At 64.5% G+C, this 17,209-nt stretch carries 17 protein-coding genes and 2 pseudogenes; 12 read left to right on the plus strand and 7 right to left on the minus strand.

All coding sequences use genetic code 11. The features are described 5' to 3' along the window. Positions 1-35 precede the first annotated feature (35 nt). Both earP and efp read left to right on the plus strand, forming a co-directional pair. Complete coding sequence (gene earP / locus TQ98_RS10540) at positions 36-1,166, plus strand: elongation factor P maturation arginine rhamnosyltransferase EarP (RefSeq protein WP_044875518.1); 1,131 nt, start codon at positions 36-38, stop codon at positions 1,164-1,166. A gap of 43 nt (positions 1,167-1,209) precedes the next feature. Further along, entirely contained in the window at positions 1,210-1,776 is a 567-nt protein-coding gene (efp, locus tag TQ98_RS10545; protein WP_044875372.1) for an elongation factor P, read from the plus strand. Positions 1,777-1,978: 202 nt separating this feature from the next. Here the strand turns inward: efp and TQ98_RS10550 are convergent, their stop codons facing one another. Together TQ98_RS10550 and TQ98_RS10555 are read right to left on the minus strand one after the other, a co-directional pair. After that, positions 1,979-2,998 carry an alpha/beta hydrolase gene (locus TQ98_RS10550; RefSeq protein WP_044875373.1) on the minus strand — a complete coding sequence of 340 codons (1,020 nt, stop codon included), beginning with the start codon at positions 2,996-2,998 and terminating at the stop codon, positions 1,979-1,981. A gap of 145 nt (positions 2,999-3,143) precedes the next feature. Beyond that, on the minus strand, positions 3,144-3,590 hold the full coding sequence (locus TQ98_RS10555) for a MarR family transcriptional regulator (protein ID WP_044875374.1): 447 nt from the start codon (positions 3,588-3,590) through the stop codon (positions 3,144-3,146). Positions 3,591-3,742: 152 nt separating this feature from the next. Here TQ98_RS10555 and TQ98_RS10560 point away from each other — a divergent pair, with 152 nt between their 5' ends. Continuing rightward, positions 3,743-4,252 (plus strand): RDD family protein, encoded by a 510-nt coding sequence (locus TQ98_RS10560; RefSeq protein WP_044875375.1) that lies wholly within the window; start codon positions 3,743-3,745, stop codon positions 4,250-4,252. On the opposite strand, the gene TQ98_RS10565 is transcribed toward TQ98_RS10560, so the two are convergent. After that, entirely contained in the window at positions 4,253-5,206 is a 954-nt protein-coding gene (locus TQ98_RS10565; RefSeq protein ID WP_044875376.1) for a LysR family transcriptional regulator, read from the minus strand. A gap of 103 nt (positions 5,207-5,309) precedes the next feature. On the opposite strand from TQ98_RS10565, the gene TQ98_RS10570 reads away from it, so the two are divergent. Then, positions 5,310-6,065 (plus strand): sulfite exporter TauE/SafE family protein, encoded by a 756-nt coding sequence (locus tag TQ98_RS10570; protein WP_044875377.1) that lies wholly within the window; start codon positions 5,310-5,312, stop codon positions 6,063-6,065. Between the two features lie 3 nt (positions 6,066-6,068). On the opposite strand, the gene TQ98_RS10575 is transcribed toward TQ98_RS10570, so the two are convergent. Beyond that, complete coding sequence (locus tag TQ98_RS10575) at positions 6,069-6,920, minus strand: LysR substrate-binding domain-containing protein (RefSeq protein WP_044875378.1); 852 nt, start codon at positions 6,918-6,920, stop codon at positions 6,069-6,071. Positions 6,921-7,017: 97 nt separating this feature from the next. On the opposite strand from TQ98_RS10575, the gene TQ98_RS10580 reads away from it, so the two are divergent. From TQ98_RS10580 to TQ98_RS10590, 3 genes are all read left to right on the plus strand, one after another. After that, complete coding sequence (locus TQ98_RS10580) at positions 7,018-7,260, plus strand: DUF1127 domain-containing protein (RefSeq protein ID WP_044875379.1); 243 nt, start codon at positions 7,018-7,020, stop codon at positions 7,258-7,260. 77 nt (positions 7,261-7,337) lie between these two features. Then, entirely contained in the window at positions 7,338-7,838 is a 501-nt protein-coding gene (locus TQ98_RS10585; protein ID WP_044875380.1) for a DUF3291 domain-containing protein, read from the plus strand. A gap of 42 nt (positions 7,839-7,880) precedes the next feature. After that, the gene (locus TQ98_RS10590) at positions 7,881-9,086 is read left to right on the plus strand and encodes a winged helix-turn-helix domain-containing protein (RefSeq protein WP_044875381.1); all 1,206 of its coding nucleotides are present in this window, start codon (positions 7,881-7,883) and stop codon (positions 9,084-9,086) included. Between the two features lie 84 nt (positions 9,087-9,170). Here TQ98_RS10590 and TQ98_RS10595 read toward each other — a convergent pair whose 3' ends face one another. The 3 genes and pseudogenes from TQ98_RS10595 to TQ98_RS10600 form a co-directional block, all read right to left on the minus strand. Next, positions 9,171-10,520, minus strand: a complete 1,350-nt coding sequence (locus tag TQ98_RS10595) for a 3-deoxy-7-phosphoheptulonate synthase class II (protein ID WP_044875382.1) — start codon at positions 10,518-10,520, stop codon at positions 9,171-9,173. 124 nt (positions 10,521-10,644) lie between these two features. Beyond that, positions 10,645-10,755 (minus strand): annotated as a pseudogene (locus TQ98_RS28070) (sulfite exporter TauE/SafE family protein); the annotation flags it as partial. After that, positions 10,738-11,119 (minus strand): annotated as a pseudogene (locus TQ98_RS10600) (NAD(P)-binding protein); the annotation flags it as partial. The pseudogenes TQ98_RS28070 and TQ98_RS10600, both read right to left, overlap by 18 nt. A gap of 166 nt (positions 11,120-11,285) precedes the next feature. On the opposite strand from TQ98_RS10600, the gene TQ98_RS10605 reads away from it, so the two are divergent. From TQ98_RS10605 to TQ98_RS10625, 5 genes are all read left to right on the plus strand, one after another. Then, positions 11,286-12,032, plus strand: a complete 747-nt coding sequence (locus TQ98_RS10605; RefSeq protein ID WP_044875385.1) for a spermidine synthase — start codon at positions 11,286-11,288, stop codon at positions 12,030-12,032. A 247-nt stretch (positions 12,033-12,279) separates the two neighbouring features. After that, positions 12,280-14,337 (plus strand): carbon starvation CstA family protein, encoded by a 2,058-nt coding sequence (locus tag TQ98_RS10610; protein ID WP_044875386.1) that lies wholly within the window; start codon positions 12,280-12,282, stop codon positions 14,335-14,337. Between the two features lie 13 nt (positions 14,338-14,350). Next, a complete protein-coding gene (locus tag TQ98_RS10615; RefSeq protein ID WP_044875387.1) occupies positions 14,351-14,554 on the plus strand; it encodes a YbdD/YjiX family protein in 204 nt (67 codons plus the stop codon). Between the two features lie 188 nt (positions 14,555-14,742). Next, on the plus strand, positions 14,743-15,717 hold the full coding sequence (yjiA, locus tag TQ98_RS10620; protein WP_044875388.1) for a GTPase: 975 nt from the start codon (positions 14,743-14,745) through the stop codon (positions 15,715-15,717). A 136-nt stretch (positions 15,718-15,853) separates the two neighbouring features. Beyond that, positions 15,854-17,200 carry a cache domain-containing protein gene (locus TQ98_RS10625; protein WP_044875389.1) on the plus strand — a complete coding sequence of 449 codons (1,347 nt, stop codon included), beginning with the start codon at positions 15,854-15,856 and terminating at the stop codon, positions 17,198-17,200. Positions 17,201-17,209: the final 9 nt, after the last annotated feature.

Raw genomic sequence — 17,209 nt, forward strand, 5'->3', positions numbered from 1 at the left:
CGACTTGGTTAAACTGCGCTTTTTTCCGGACGCGCATCGTGAAGTGGGACATTTTCTGCAACGTCGTCGATAACTTCGGTGACATTGGCGTGACCTGGCGCCTGGCTCGCCAACTGGCGGCCGAGCATGGCCAGATCGTGCGCCTCTGGGTGGACGAGCCGGCGGTATTCGCACCGCTGTGCCCCCAGGCCGACCCCGAAGCCGAATCCCAACTGCAGCAAGGCGTCGAGATTCGCCACTGGCGCTGGGATTGGCAGCCCGTGGAGGCGGCGGACGTGGTCATCGAGGCCTTCGCCTGTCAGTTGCCGGAGCAATACCTGGAGGCGATGGCCGCTCGCGCTGAGCCGCCCCGTTGGCTGAATCTGGAATACCTCAGTGCCGAGGATTGGGTGGGTGGCTGCCATGGCTTGCCGTCGTTCCAACCCAATGGCCTGCAGAAGACCTTCTACTTTCCCGGTTTCACCGACGATTCCGGCGGCCTGCTGCGCGAGGCGGCGCTGCTTGAGCGTCGCCAGGCATTCCAGTCCGGCCCTGGCGCCCGCAAGGCGTTCCTTGAGGAACTGGGTGTAGCGTTGGAGCCCGACGCGCTGCTGATCTCGCTCTTCGCCTACGAAAACAGCGCCCTGGCCGGCTGGCTCGACGCTTTGGCGGCAGGGGCGCAGCAGGTGCAGTTGCTGGTGCCGGTCGGCCGCGTGCTGGCAGATCTGGCGCGCTGGCTGGGCGAGGAAAAGCTGCACGCAGGGGCCTGCTTCCGCCGGGGCAGCCTGGCGATCCAGGTTCTGCCATTCGTCAGCCAGGAGGATTACGATCGACTTCTCTGGTGCTGCGATTTCAACGCAGTCCGCGGCGAGGACTCCTTCGTCCGCGCGCAGTGGGCCGGCCAGCCGTTCCTCTGGCATATCTATCAGCAGGAAGAGGGCGCCCACTGGGACAAGCTGGAGGCCTTCCTCACCGTCTATTGCCGTGAGTTGTCGCCTGCTGCGGCTGTCGCGCTGACCGCAAGCTGGCGGGCCTGGAACAGGGGCGAGGGCATGGGGCAAGCCTGGTCGGGGCTGCTGGAACAGTGGCCGGAGTTGCGGCACCACGCCGAGCGCTGGTGTCAGGCGCAGGCTGCGCGAGTCGACCTCGCGACGGGTCTGGTGCAGTTTTGTACAAAACCGCTATGATACGCGGCCTGTTTTTTGTCACCCATCCACATCGGATATTCGTATGAAAACCGCTCAAGAGTTCCGCGCCGGCCAAGTCGCCAACATCAATGGCGCTCCCTGGGTCATCCAAAAGGCCGAGTTCAACAAATCCGGCCGCAACAGCGCTGTCGTCAAGATGAAGCTGAAGAACCTGCTGACCGGCGCCGGCACCGAGACCGTGTTCAAGGCCGACGACAAGCTGGAGCCGATCATCCTCGAACGTAAGGAAGTAACCTATTCCTACTTCGCTGATCCGCTGTACGTCTTCATGGACACCGAGTTCAACCAGTACGAGATCGAGAAGGCGGACCTGGAAGGCGTCCTGACCTTCATCGAAGACGGCATGACCGACGTTTGCGAAGCCGTGTTCTACAACGATCGCGTGATCTCCGTCGAACTGCCGACCACCATCGTTCGCCAGATCGCCTACACCGAACCGGCTGTCCGTGGCGACACCTCCGGCAAGGTGATGAAAGTGGCTCGCCTGAACAACGGTGCCGAGCTGCAAGTATCCGCCTTCTGCGAAATCGGTGATTCCATCGAGATCGACACCCGTACCGGCGAGTACAAGTCCCGCGTCAAGGCCTAAGCCTGTTAGAACCCGTTTACGACCTTGCGAGCTAGAGCCATGCAAGGCAAGAACAGGCGAGGAAGCGGAGTTTACGAGCTGTAAATGAGCATCCGAGCCTGTTTTTAACGCCGCAGGGCCGACGCGCAGCTGATCGTTAATGGGTTCTTCGCGAGACAAGAAAAAAGCCCGGCGTATGCCGGGCTTTTTCGTTCCCGCCTGGTTACTTCAGGTGTTCTTTCAGCGCCTCGCCGGCCTGCTGCATGGCGGCGCGGGTGCCGGGGACCTTGGCCAGCACGTTGAGCAGGCCGAAGTCGTGGATCATCCCGTTGTAGCGCACCGAAGTCACCTCCACGCCAGCGGCGTCCAGCTTGCGGGCGTAGGCTTCGCCTTCGTCGCGCAGCACGTCGAACTCTGCGGTCTGCACCAGGGCCGGCGGCAGTCCTTTCAACTGCTCGGTGGACGCCTGCAGCGGCGAGGCGTAGATCTCGGCGCGCTGGCGTGGGTCGGTGGTGTAGCTGTTCCAGAACCACTTCATCATGTCGCGGGTCAGGAAATGCCCGTTCTCGAACTGGTTGTAGGACGCGTTGTTGAAATTCGCGTCCGTCACCGGCCACAGCAGGGCCTGGAAGCGGATCTTCGGCGTGCCCTTGTCTTTGGCCATCAGGCTGACCACTGCGGCCATGTTGCCGCCGACGCTGTTGCCCGCCACTGCCAGGCGCTTGCCATCCACGCCGATTTCCTTGCCGTGCTCGGCCACCCACTGGGTCGCCGCGTAGGCCTGGTTGATGGCGGTCGGGTACTTGGCTTCGGGGGAGGGCGTGTAGTTCACGTAGACCGCCACGGCGCCGGAATTTGCCACCAGGTCGCGGATCAGGCGTTCGTGGGTCGGGTAGTCGCCCAGCACCCAGCCGCCGCCGTGGAAGAACATGAACACCGGCAGGGTGCCTTTCACGCCAGCGGGGCGGACGATGGTCAGATCGATCTTCTGGCCATCGGCGTCAATGGTCTTCTGGCTGACGTCCGCCTTCGGCAGGTCCAGTTTCACGCTGGCCTGGGCACCCACCAGCACAGCGCGGGCATCCTTGGGCGCGAGCGTTTCCAGGGGCTTGCCGCCGCCTGCCGCCAGGGCTTCCAGGAAGGCCTGGGTAGTGTGTTCGACGCCCGGGCTACCAGCGGCGAAGGCATGGCCGACGGAGAAGGCGAGCAGGCTGCTGGCGGCAAGGGTGCTGATCGGTTTCATTCCAGGTCTCTCCAATTGATTTGATGGCTAAAGTCTTGCGCGCTAAGTAAGTGCGTGAAACGGAAATTACTGGCGATTTATTTAGCGCGCAAGATATTTATTGGAAAACTTTGGAATAAACCGAAAAGCGATGGGAATAAGGCCGTCAGACGGCCTTGCCCAGGCTGTTGCGAAGTGACACCAGTTCGTCCCTGAGGTTGCCCAGGTGGTCAGTGGTCAGTTCGGTGGCTGCAAGGATGCAGGCGGGTACGGACCTGGCCCTGTCCTTCAGGGCACGGCCTTGTTCGGTGAGGCGGAGTTCCACCACGCGTTCGTCCTTGCTGCTGCGGGTCCGGGTGATCAGACCCTCGACTTCCAGGCGCTTGAGCAGGGGAGTGAGGGAACCGGGGTCGGTGAGCATGCGGTTGCTGATCTCGCCGACGGTGATGCCGTCGGCCTCCCAGAGCACCATCATGGCGAGGTACTGCGGATAGGTCAGGCCCAGCTCCTGGAGCAGGGGCTTGTAGACCTTGGTCATCAGCAGGGACGTGGAGTAGAGGGCGAAGCAGAGCTGGTTGTCGAGCAACAGCTCTTCGCAGGGGGTGTCGGACATGATTGGCCTCCGAAGGCAGTGATGGAGGCTAATTTAGCGCGCAAGCGTTTCGTGGGCAAAATGCAATCCGTTGATCGTCTTACGGGCTGCCTTGCGCTGGTCATGGCACGAGCCACACTTGTTCGGTCACCCCTCCCCGCAAGGACAGCACCATGGACAATCTGCAGAACCCCTATCAGGCGCCCCAGGCCGAACTCACCGTCAACAGTGCCGCCGAACCCCTGCTGGCTTCGCGCTGGACGCGCCTCGGCGCGGCGCTGATCGATGGCCTGATCATGAGCCTGGCGACCGTGCCGGTGGCTTACCTCTCCGGCAGCTTCGCCGCCGCGCAGCAGGGTATCGAGCCAAGCCTGGGCCAGCAGTTGCTGAGCCTGGTGGTGGGGCTGGCGGCCTTCCTGCTGGTCAACGGACACTTCCTCAAGAATTACGGCCAGACCCTTGGCAAGCGGTTGCTGAAGATCGCCATCGTCGACCTCGATGGCAAGGTCCCGGAGCTGGTCGGCTTGCTGCTCAAGCGCTACCTGGTCTGGTGGCTGGTGGTCTACGTGCCGATTGTCGGCATGCTGGTGGTGCTGGCGGATTACCTGTTCATCTTCCGGAGCGACCGCCGCTGCCTGCATGACCTGCTGGCGGGAACCCGCGTGGTGCAGCAGCCCGTCTGATCAGCCGCGGTTCAGGCCGCCCAGGGCCAGGTCCCAGGGCGGTACTGGGCCGAAGCGGTTCTTCAGGAACTCCAGCAGCAGGCGGCTCCGCGAACTGGCTTCTCCCTCCAGGCGCAAGGCGTAGATGCCACTGGGCTCCGGTGGTGGAAGGCCGTCGTCGCAGAACAGCGGCACCAGCTCGCCGCGCACCAGGTATTCACTGATCAGCCAGGTGGGCAGATGGGCGATGCCCAATCCCGCCAGGGCACTGAAGAGCAGGGCCTCGGCGTTGTTGGCGGTCATCCGCATGCGTCCTGGACGTACCAATTGCAGCTTGCCGTTGACCTCGAAGCGCCAGGCATAGGGCGGTGCCAGGGCATCCCAGTCCAGGCCGTCGTGGTTGGGTAGTTCGCGCGCGTCGCGGGGAATGCCACGCCGACGCAGGTACTCGGGGCTGGCACAGAGCACCCGTACCATGGGGGCCAACGGCGTGGCCACGAGGCGGGTGTCTGCCAGTGGGCCGATGCGCAGCACGAGGTCCACCTGGCCCAGGTTTTCCCCCTCCATGTCGATGAAACTGTCGATCAGCCGCAGTTGCACATCCAGGCCGGGATAGGTCGCGAGGAACTCCGCGATGGCGGGCGCCAGGTGGCGGCGACCGAAGGGAGCGGGGGCATCGATGCGGATCAGGCCTTCCGGGGCGCTGCTCAGGGACACCGCTTCCGCCCGAGCCAGGCGCAGTTCCGCCAACACCCGCTTTGCCCGTTCGGCAAAGGCCAGGCCGGCGGCGGTGGGTTTCACCGCATGGGTGCTGCGCACGAACAGGCTACTGCCCAAGGCCCGCTCGAGGGCGTCGATCCGCCGTGCCACGGCCGATGGGGTGAGCGGATGACGGCGGGCTGCAGCGGAAAAGCTTCCGGCTTCCAGCACGTCGAGGAAGAGGGCCAGTTGCTCGGTGAGGGCGTCAGGATTCATGGAAAGCTGCCTGTGCGAAATGCGCAAAGCCATTGTGCGCTGCTGTGCGTTTCCGTGCCAACCGGGCGCGGGTAGCATCCGCCTTATCAGATTGGGAGGCGTCATGGACCTGCTGGCTTTCGTTATGAACCTGGTGCTCGGCGCGCTGCTGGGCACCCTGGGTGGACTCTTCGGCATTGGCGGCGGGCTGATCGCCATTCCCGCCCTGGGGGTGCTATTCGGCCTCGACCAGCAGCTGGCCCAGGGCACTGCCCTGGTGATGGTGGTGCCCAACGTGCTCCTGGCGCTCTGGCGCTATCACCAGCGCAACCGCATCGATCCGCGCTACGCGACGCTGCTGGCGACCTCCAGTTTCGGCTTTGCCTGGCTGGCGTCGTTGTTCGCGGTGCGGGTGGATTCGGAAAGCATGCGCCTGGCCTTTGTCGGCTTCCTCCTGGCGCTGGCCGCGTACAACTTCGCGCGGATGTTCATGGCCAAGGCGGCCCACGCCAGTGCCGAATTGCGGCAGCCCTGGCCCTGGCTGGGTGCCCTGGGCGGTGTGGCGGGGACGGCCGGTGGACTCTTCGGGGTCGGTGGCGCGGTGATCGCCACTCCGGTACTCACCAGCGTTTTCGGCACCAGCCAGGTGATGGCCCAGGGGTTGTCCCTGGCGTTGGCGGCACCCAGCACGGCGGTCACCCTGGCCACCTACGGTCTGCACCACCACGTGAACTGGGCGATGGGCCTGCCCCTGGCGCTGGGTGGGTTGCTCAGCATCAGCTGGGGTGTACGCCTGGCCCATGCCCTGCCGGAGCGGGTACTGCGCTCGCTGTTCTGTGTCTTCCTGCTGCTTTGCGCGGTGATGCTCTCGCTCAAGTGAGGCTCAAATGCGGAATCCTTCGATGATGTGTTCCGCGAGGGTTTCAGTGACCGGAGACTGACTGCTCTCGTTGCGCAGCAGCATGATGTTGCACAGCGGCAGCACTGGCAGGCCCTCGGCTTCTCCGAGAATGCGCATGTCGGGCGTGATCAGGCTCTGCAGCTGCGCGGTCACCGCCAGGCCGGCGCTGACCACCGCCATGATCGCCGCCAGGCTCGGACTGGTATAGGCGATGCGGTACTCGCGGCTCAGGGCGTCCAGGGCATTACAGGCCCAGCCGCGGCAGAAGCAGTCGCTGTTGAACACGGCCAATGGCATGGGCGTCTGCTCGTGGGGGCTGTACCCTGCGGCTTCGGCCCAGACCAGGCGCTCCTGGCGCAGGAGTTCGCCGATGTCGTCCCCCGGCTTGCGGGTGACGATGGTCAGATCGAGGTCCTGGCGTTGCAGCAACTGCGACGTGGAATCGCAATGCACCTCGACCTGCACCAGCGGAAAGGCCTTGGCGAAGCGCGAGAGGATGCCGGGCAGGAAGCGCATCACGTAGTCGTCCGGCGTGCCGATGCGCACCGAGCCCACCATGTGCGGCTGGCGCAGCGTGGTCATCACCTCGCCATGCAACTTCAGGATGCGCCGGGCATAGCCCAGCAGGATCTGCCCTTCGGCGGTGAGCCTGACCTGACGGCCATCGCGCTCGAACACAGGGCGTTGCAGCACGTCTTCTTCCAGCCGCTTCATTTGCATGCTCACGGCCGATTGGGTCCGGTTGACCATTTCCGCCGCGCGGGTGAAGCCGCCGTAATCCGCAATGGCGACGAAGGTGCGCAGCAGTTCGGTGTCGATGGCGGGGTAGTTCATTCATCAATTCCTGAGATGCAGTGCATCAGAAACATTCGTTGGATTGATCGTAGTCCTAGTCAGACACTGTCGCCATCCCCACTGGGAGGGCAACACGATGAAAGGTCAACACGGCTTTATCGGTACTTCGCATCACGCGCGTTTCGACGCACCGGCTCATCACGAAGGCTGGCTCTTGGCCGCATGGCACAAGGTCAGGCGCTGGGAGCAACTGGTGTATGAACGTGACCAGCTGGCACGCATGAGCGATGACATGCTCAAGGACATTGGCCTGTCCCGCGCCGATGTGATGGAGGAATCCGAGCGTCACTTCTGGGAAGACCCGCTGAAAAAAAGCTGAGGGAGCGTGCGGCCCGCCGACGGTGAAGCGCAGGGCGGGCCGCAACCCTTGATGGATGGACCCACAGGAAAGGAACCATGTCGAACACCCACGAACTTGCCCAGCTGAACATCGCCTCGATGAAGGCGTCCCTGGATTCCCCGGTCATGGCCGATTTCGTCGCCAACCTGGCGCCGATCAATGCCTTGGCCGACAACGCCCCCGGCTTCGTCTGGCGCTTGCAGGACGAGGAGGGCGACGCCACTACCATTCGCCCCTTCGGTCCGGACGTGCTGGTCAACCTCTCGGTCTGGCGCGATGTGTCGAGCCTCATCGAGTTCGTCTACCGCTCGGCCCATGTGGAGATGCTGCAGCGCCGCAAGGAGTGGTTCGAGCGCCTCTCCGGCGTGCATCAGGTGCTGTGGTGGGTGCCCAAGGGGCATCGGCCGGATGTGCGTGAGGCAGCGGAGCGACTGGCGCGTCTGCGTGAAGCGGGCCCGACGCCTGAAGCCTTCACCTTCCGCCAGACCTTCCTGGCGCCGGACCAGTCCGTGCCCCTGGTCCCCTTCGAGCTGGAGCGCGAAAGCCAGGCAAGCTGATGCTACTGTGAAGCGTCATTTCCCCTGTCGGCACGGAGCCCCATGACACTGACGCTTTCCCTGCCCGAAGCACGCCGCCTGGCTCTGGCGGCCCAGGGCTTCGCCCGTGCACCCCGTGGCGCGATCCGGCATCGCCAGTTGTTGGCCCAACTGGAGTCCCTGGGTGTGGTGCAGATCGACTCGGTGAACGCCCTGGTGCGCTCCCATTACCTGCCGGCCTTCTCCCGGCTTGGCCACTACGATCGCGAGCTGCTGGACGACCTGGCCTGGGGCAAGCCCCGGCGCCGTGCATTGTTCGAGTATTGGGGGCACGAAGCGTCGCTGCTGCCGTTGGAACTCTATCCCCTGATGCGCTGGCGCATGCGCCGGGCGGCCAATGGCCAGGGCATCTACCAGCAACTGGCACGCTTTGGTTTCGAGCAGCAGGAAGTGATCCAGCGAGTCCTCCAGGCGGTACGTGAGCAAGGCGCCCTGGGTGCCGGTGCGCTGAGCACTCGGGAGGAGCGCGCCGGCCCCTGGTGGGACTGGAGCGCGGAGAAGCACGCCATGGAGTGGCTGTTCGCTGCCGGTGAAGTGACAGTGGCCGGGCGCCGGGGCTTCGAGCGTCTCTACGATCTGCCGGAGCGGGTGATTCCCGCCGACATCCTCAACCAGCCTGAAATGCACGAGGCCGACGCCCAGCGCCAGTTGCTCTTGCGCGCCGCGGCGGCCCTTGGCGTCGGCACTGAACGCGACCTGCGGGACTACTACCGCCTGGACGCCGGCGACAGCCAGGCACGGCTGGCCGAACTGGTGGAAGAGGGGGCCTTGCTACCGGTGCATGTCCACGGCTGGAAGCAGACCGCTTATTGCATCGGCGAGTCCAAGGTGCCGCGCAAGATCAGGGCCAGTGCCCTGCTGTCGCCCTTTGATTCGCTGATCTGGGAGCGGGCGCGCACCGAGCGTCTGTTCGATTTCCGCTACCGCCTGGAGATCTACACGCCCCAGCACAAGCGCCAGTACGGCTACTACGTGCTGCCCTTCCTCCATGACGAGCGACTGGCCGCCCGAGTGGACCTGCGCGCCGAGCGGGCTCAGGACCGCCTGGCGGTGCATGCCTTGCACGAGGAAGAACACGGCCTCAGCGAAGCGGGCGTTCAGGCGTTGGCGGAAAACCTGAGAAGCATGGCGGGCTGGCTGGGGCTGGGCGAAGTGGCCGTGACCTGCAGGCGGCCGGGGACGGCGCGACTGCAGGCTTGTCTGGCATAGCCGCGAACCGTTGGAGGGCACCCTGTGGGGGCAGCTGTGCTGCCCTTGGCGAATGAATTCGCCCCCACAACATGGCCCCTGCTCCTATCGGCGAACCTGCTTCAGCGTTTCCGCAATCAGGAAGGCCAGTTCCAGGGACTGGTCGGCGTTCAGGCGCGGGTCGCAGTGGGTGTGGTAGCGGTCGGAGAGGGCGTCTTCGGTGATGGGGCGGGCGCCGCCGATGCATTCGGTGACGTTCTGCCCGGTCATCTCGATATGGATACCGCCGGCGTGGCTGCCTTCGGCCTGGTGCACGTCGAAGAACTGCTTCACTTCGCCGAGGATGCTGGCGAAGTCGCGGGTCTTGTAGCCGCTGGAGGCCTTGATGGTGTTGCCGTGCATGGGATCGGAGCTCCACAGTACTTTGCAGCCTTCGCGCTGCACGGCGCGGATCAGGCGCGGCAGGTGCTCGCCGACCTTGTCGGCGCCCATGCGCACGATCAGGTTGAGCCGGCCCGGATCGTTGTCCGGGTTGAGGACGTCGATCAGGCGGATCAGCTCTTCGGTGTCCATGCTCGGCCCCACCTTGACGCCGATGGGGTTGCCGACTCCGCGCAGGAATTCCACGTGGGCGCCATCCAGCTGGCGGGTGCGGTCGCCGATCCAGAGCATGTGGGCGGAGCAGTCGTACCAGCCACCGGTCAGGCTGTCACGGCGCACGAAGGCCTGCTCGTAGTTCAGCAGCAGGGCTTCATGGGCGGTGAAGAAACTGGCTTCGCGCAATTGCGGCGCGGTGTCCAGCCCGCAGGCGCGCATGAAGGCCAGGGCCTCGTCGATCCGATCGGCCAACTGGCTGTATTTCTCGGTCAGCGCGGAATTGGCGATGAAGTCGAGGTTCCACTGATGCACCTGGTGCAGGTCAGCGAATCCGCCCTGGGCGAAGGCGCGCAGCAGGTTGAGGGTTGCGGTGGCCTGGTGATAGGCCTGCAGCAGGCGTTCCGGGTCCGGTACGCGGCTGGCGGGGTCGAAGCCGATGCCGTTGACGATGTCGCCACGGTAGGCGGGCAGGGTGACGTCGCCTTGGGTCTCGTTGCCGGATGAGCGCGGCTTGGCGAACTGGCCGGCCATGCGGCCGACCTTCACCACCGGGCAGCCGGCGGCAAAGGTCATGACAATGGCCATCTGCAGCAGCACCTTGAAGGTGTCGCGGATTTTCGCGGCGGAAAACTCGGCAAAGCTTTCCGCGCAGTCACCGCCCTGGAGCAGGAAGGCGCGGCCCTCGGTGACTTCGGCGAACTGGCGGCGCAACTCGCGGGCTTCGCCGGCGAAGACCAGGGGCGGGAAGCTCGCCAGGGTCTGTTCGACATGCGCCAGTTTGGTGGCGTCCGGGTACTCGGGCTGTTGCTGGATGGGTTTGTCCCTCCAGCTTTCAGGGCTCCATTCTTGGCTGCTCATCAGGGGCTCGATATGGCTGCTTGCGGTAGATGAACCATGGTAACCGAAAGGCCCGGAAGCGGCGCTAGGCGCGGTAGCAGAGGAGCACGCCGCAGACGCGGAACAAAGGGTGGAGGGCGGTGCCGACGTTCAAGGGCAGCAGCACCGGTAGCAACTCATTGATGCGCAGCAGGGCCCCCAGTGAGCTGCCAAAGCCGGTGATGGCTTCCAGGGTGTAGGCGAGGAGGATGAACAGGCTTTCGCGAAGCTGGCCGCCCTGTTCGCTGGTCAGCTTCCAGTGCTTGCCCTGGCGCTCCAGGCGCACGACGCGGGTGCCGGTACAGGTCGAAGTGCTTCGCGTAGGCGCGGAAGTAGCGGCGCATCTCGCTGTGGTGCGGGAAGGGCGCCACCTCGGCATCCATGGGGAGTTCGGTGAATTCGGTGGTGCGTTTGGAGGAGATCAGGTGCGCCGAGTCGTACATGGTGCTGTGGGGGTTGTCGATGTCCCAGAGCCCGCCCACATCGCCATGCAGCTCGAAGCCGACGAAGGGGATGCCGTGTTTCTGCAACTGGCGGGTACTGCACAGGCCCATGGGCCCGGCGCCAATGATGGCGTACATGCTGGAATCGACCTCTGCGCTGTTATTCTTGTGCGGTTTCGCCCGCTGGGGCGCGTGGTTCGGATTATGCCGGGAGCACAGGCTCCGGCTTCAATGGCAATAGGCGCCGATGTGGCGCCGGGCTGGTGCGATTTGTCAGCACCGGTCTTGAAGGAGTAGTGACGAGATGTCCGAGGAGCGCCTGCTCGCGGAAGTGCATGACGATTTCGGCGTGATCCGGGTCTACGAGGTCGGTCCGTATCGCATCCTCGAATTTGGCGAAGCGGTGGAGCAGAGCTGCGTATTCACCGCCGATCCGGCCTGGCTGGAGTACGACTACACCCGCGCCATGCTGATTGGTGCGCTGTGCCACGAGGCGCCGGAGAACGCCCTGTTCCTCGGCCTTGGTGCCGGCACCCTGACCCAGGCCTGCCTGAAGTTCCTGCCGCTGGAAGATGTGGAAGTGATCGAGCTGCGGCCGGATGTACCGCGCCTGGCGATGGAATACCTGGGCCTGACCGACGATCCGCGCCTTTACGTGCGCATCGGCGATGCCCTGGAACTGCTGGACAGCGCCGAACCGGCGGACCTGATCTTCGTCGACCTCTACACCGACCAGGGGCCTGGGGTTGGCCATCTGGCCTGGAATTTTCTCGGCGCCTGCCAGAAACGCCTCAGCCCCGGCGGCTGGCTGGTGATCAACCAGTGGGCCTCTGATGACGGCAAGCCCTTGGGGGCCGCCTTGCTGCGGGGGCTCTTCCACCGGCACTACTGGGAGTGCCCGGTGAAGGAGGGCAATGTGGTGCTGTTCGTGCCGGCTGACCTGGACCAGCAGCTTGATCTCAAGGCGCTCAAGGCCAAGGCCGACGCCCTGGCGCCGAGCCTGGGGTATTCCCTGCAATCGCTGCTGGATGTGGTGCGGCCGGCGAGCTGACTGGAGCCGCCTTTCAGCGTTCCTTTGGGGGCAATTCATTTGAATTTGAGAGGCCACGTCCTTGGGGCGTGGTCATGAGCAGCCGGCTTTACCTGTCATCCGGCTACGTAGAACTACGTAGCCGTCTTTCGTAGTTGTGCGAATGTCTCCGCGGGCGCTGGGCGCCGATAGTGTCGGCTGCCCTAATCCGGGCATAGACAACAACAATAGTTGCCGCAGGTAATCCCCAGCGGCAGGAGACCATTCAATGACCCAACTGGCTACCCGAATTGCCTGGTTCGCCGTTGCCCTGCTGGGCGCATTCGCGCTGGGTACAGTGGCGCTGCGTCGAGGCGAGGCCATCAACGCCCTCTGGATCGTTACTGCTGCAACTGCGATCTACCTCATTGCCTACCGCTACTACAGCCTGTTCATCGCCAACAAGGTGATGCAGCTCGATCCCACCCGTGCAACGCCTGCGGTGTTGAACAACGACGGGCTGGACTACGTTCCGACCAACAAGCACATCCTCTTCGGTCACCACTTCGCCGCCATCGCCGGCGCCGGCCCGCTGGTGGGCCCGGTGCTCGCCGCGCAGATGGGCTACCTGCCCGGCACCCTCTGGCTGATCGCCGGTGTGGTCCTGGCCGGCGCGGTGCAGGACTTCATGGTGCTGTTCCTCTCCACCCGTCGTAATGGCCGCTCCCTGGGCGACATGGTCCGCGAGGAAATGGGCCGGGTTCCGGGCACCATCGCCCTGTTCGGCTGCTTCCTGATCATGATCATCATCCTCGCCGTGCTGGCGCTGATCGTGGTCAAGGCCCTGGCCGAAAGCCCGTGGGGCATGTTCACCGTGATGGCGACCATCCCGATCGCGGTGTTCATGGGCGTGTACATGCGCTACATCCGTCCGGGCCGCATCGGTGAGATTTCCATCATCGGCGTGGTGCTGCTGCTGGCCTCCATCTGGCTCGGCGGCGTAGTGGCCGCCGACCCGGTCTGGGGCCCGGCCTTCACCTTCACCGGTGTGCAGATCACCTGGATGCTGATCGGCTACGGCTTCGTGGCTGCCGTGCTGCCGGTGTGGCTGATCCTCGCTCCGCGCGACTACCTGTCCACCTTCCTCAAGATCGGCACCATCGTTGGTCTCGCCATCGGCATCCTGGTCATCGCCCCCGAGCTGAAAATGCCGGCCCTGACCCAGTTCGTCGACGGCACCGGCCCGGTGTGGAAGGGCACCCTGTTCCCCTTCCTGTTCATCACCATCGCCTGCGGCGCGGTGTCCGGCTTCCACGCGCTGATCAGCTCCGGCACCACGCCCAAGCTGCTGGCCAACGAAACCCATGCCCGCTACATCGGCTACGGCGGCATGCTGATGGAGTCCTTCGTCGCCATCATGGCCATGGTCGCCGCCTCGGTGATCGAGCCGGGTGTCTACTTCGCCATGAACAGCCCGGCCGCGCTGGTGGGCACCGACGTCAACGCCGTCGCCACCACCGTCAGCAGCTGGGGCTTCGCCATCACCCCGGAAGTGCTGCAGCAGACCGCCACCGATATCGGCGAGCACAGCATCCTGGCCCGTGCCGGCGGTGCGCCGACCCTGGCCGTGGGCATCGCGCAGATCCTCCACCAGGTGCTGCCGGGTGAGAACACCATGGCCTTCTGGTACCACTTCGCGATCCTCTTCGAAGCGCTGTTCATCCTCACCGCGGTGGACGCCGGCACCCGTGCCGGGCGCTTCATGCTGCAGGACCTGCTGGGCAACTTCGTCCCGGCCCTGAAGAAGACCGACTCCTGGACCGCCAACGTGATCGGCACCGCCGGCTGCGTGGCGCTCTGGGGCTGGCTGCTGTACCAGGGCGTGATCGATCCGCTGGGTGGCATCAACACCCTGTGGCCGCTGTTCGGTATCTCCAACCAGATGCTGGCGGGCATCGCCCTGATGCTGGGCTGTGTGGTGCTGATCAAGATGAAGCGTCAGCGCTACATCTGGGTCACCCTGGTGCCGGCCGTGTGGCTGCTGATCTGCACCACCACCGCGGGCCTGATCAAGCTGCTCGACCCGAACCCGGCCGTCGGCTTCCTGGCTCTGGCGAAGAAGTACAGCGATGCTGCAGCCGCCGGCCAGATCCTGGCCCCGGCCAAGGACATGGGCCAGATGCAGCACGTAATCTTCAACGCCTACACCAACGCGACCCTGACCGTGCTCTTCCTCTTCGTGGTGCTGAGCGTGCTGTTCTACGCCATCAAGGTAGGGCGCAGCGCCTGGATGAAGTCCGAGCGCACCGACAAGGAATCGCCGTTCCAGCCGATTCCGGACGCTTGAGGAGACCGCGAGCATGTTCAATGACCTGAGCCGCATGGGGAAATACCTCGGGCAGGCCGCCCGCATGCTCGTGGGCATGCCCGACTACGACAACTACGTCGAGCACATGCGCAATAAGCATCCGGACAAACCGGTGATGTCCTACGAGGAGTTCTTCCGCGAGCGGCAGGACGCCCGCTACGGCGGCGGCAACGGACGTCCCGTACGCTGCTGCTGAACCCTCATTGCGGTAACCTGAGCGCCACGCCTGTCGTGGCGCTCTTGTTTCCGCGCCTGCAACAGTTGCCATGTACCCCTAGGGTGGACATCGCTTGTCATGTTCACCCTTGGTGGCCTGGCCGAACTCCGCGGGTGGACCGACGAAGCGTGGTCCACCCTACGCGACTGATTTCGAGGATTGCCCCGATGCCCGCCCATCTCCCCATTCCCGTCACCGTGCTCAGCGGCTTCCTTGGTGCCGGCAAGACCACCTTGCTGAAGCACATCCTCAAGGCCGAGCACGGCCTGAAGATCGCCGTGATCGAGAACGAATTCAGCGAAACGCCTATCGACAGCCAACTGCTGGGCGATGAGCCGGTGCAGGTGATGACCCTGGCCAACGGCTGCGTCTGCTGCTCCATCCACGTGGAGCTGGAGAAGGCGCTGTTCCTCCTGCTGGAGCGTCTGGACGCCGGCGAGCTGGCCTTCGACCGCCTGGTGATCGAATGCACCGGCCTCGCCGACCCGGCTCCCGTGGCACAGACCTTCTTCGCCGACGAGGAGCTCTGCGAGCGCTATGTGCTGGACGGCATCATCACCCTGGTGGACGCGGTGAACGCCGAGCGCCACCTGCAGGAAACCATGGCCCAGGCCCAGGTGGGCTTCGCTGACCGCATCCTGGTCAGCAAACGCGACCTGGTCGGCGAGGTGCACTTCGACGCCCTCTGCCAGCGTCTCTCGCGCATCAACCGCCGTGCTCCAATCCGTGTGGTGGACCACGGCCGCATTGACCTCGCCGAACTGCTGGACGTGCGCGGCTTCAACCTCAATGCCGACGTCGGCCCGGCGCTGAGCCTGCGCGCGCTGAAGCCTGCCGGCACCCCGGACCGCATCGGCACCCTGGTGCTGAAAAGCGAGCGTCCCCTGGACATGGACAAGCTCAGCGCCTTCATGGAAGGGCTGCTGGAAGAGCACGGCAATTCCATGCTGCGCTACAAGGGCGTGCTCTGCATCGACGGCGAGCCGCGCCGCCTGGTGTTCCAGGGCGTGCTGCGACTCTATGGTTTCGACTGGGACACCGAGTGGCAGGAAGGCGAGGCGCAGGAAAGCGTGATGGTCTTCATCGGCGACGAACTGCCGGAAGAGAAGATCCGTGCGGGCTTCGAGGCGGCCCAGGTGTGATTTTCCCCCTCGTTATCGGCGAGGAAGAGGGTGATTTCAGGCTGGCGGAGGGTTCCTACGGACAAACCGTCGGCCTGCGTGGCGAATTTCGTCCCTCATGATTGCGGCGCCGTGGGGCGCACTCAGGCAAGTGACCATGCAACTCAAGTACAAGATCGTGATACTCGGCGTCCTGCCGCTCATCGTTTCGGTGCTCTTCATCTGCGTCCTGGTCTTCGCCCAGAGCCGGAAGCTGGAGGAGCAGCAGGCGAAGCTGGTGGAGAGCAGCATCATGGCGGCCAAGAAGGCCGAGCTGAAGAACTATGTCGGCCTCGCCCTGAGCCAGATCGCTCCGCTGTACGACAGCGGCCGGGATGACCCGGAGACACGGCAGCAGGCGCTGCGCATCCTGTCGCGCTCGAGCTTCGGCCTCGATGGCTACTTCTTCGTCTACGATCGCCACGGCAAGAACCTGATGCACCCCCGCCAGGCGAACCTGGTGGGCAAGGAACTCATCGGCATGAAGGACAAGAACGGCCTGCCGGTGATCCAGGCGCTGCTGGAAAGCGCCCAGAATGGCGACGGCTACCAACTCTACGCCTGGGAAAAACCTTCCACCGGGCTGGTGACGGAGAAGCTGTCCTACGTGGTGATGCTGGACCGCTGGGGCTGGATGCTGGGCACCGGCATCTACATTGACGACGTCGAAGTGGCCACCCTCAAGTCTCGCCAGGAGGTGGCCTCGGGCGTGCTGACCACGGTGCTGGCGATTGCTTCCTTCGCCCTGGTCGCGGTGCTGGTGGTGTTCACCGGCGGTCTGATGCTGAATTTCACCGAGCATCGGCTGGCCGACCGCAAGCTGTCGGCCCTCAACCAGCGCATCGTCCACCTCCAGGAAGAAGAGCGTTCGCGGGTCTCCCGCGAGCTGCACGACGGCATCAGTCAGCAACTAGTGTCCATCAAGTTCCAATTCGAGCTGGCCAGCCTGGAGTTGGAGAACGGGCAGGGCAGGGGGCTGGAGAACCTGCGCGCGGGCACGGCGCGCCTGGGCGAGGCCATCGGCGAGGTCCGGCGCATCTCCCACGACCTGCGGCCGTCGCTGCTGGACACCCTCGGCCTGTCGCCGGCCATCGACCAGCTGGTGCGCGAGTTCGAGCAGCGCACCGCCATTCGCACCCAGTACGAGCGCGAGCTGGATGACGCACAGGTGGACAAGGAAGTGTCCGTCACGCTGTTCCGCATCATCCAGGAGGCCCTGGGCAATATCGAGCGCCATTCGAAAGCCAGCGCCGCTATAATTTCGCTTTCCACGTCGAAGGGGTCCATTTCCCTTTGCGTCGAAGACAACGGGGTAGGATTCGATCCCGGACTGATGGACAGAAGCCACGGAATCGGCTTGCGCAACATCAGGGAGCGGGTCGACCACCACCGGGGTGCCTTCGGCATCTTCTCTTCTCCCGGCCGTACGGAACTGCAGGTCGAGATTCCCGTGCAAAGAGCTTGAATGGCTCGC

Source organism: Pseudomonas sp. LFM046, from assembly GCF_000949385.2.
Lineage (GTDB): Bacteria > Pseudomonadota > Gammaproteobacteria > Pseudomonadales > Pseudomonadaceae > Metapseudomonas.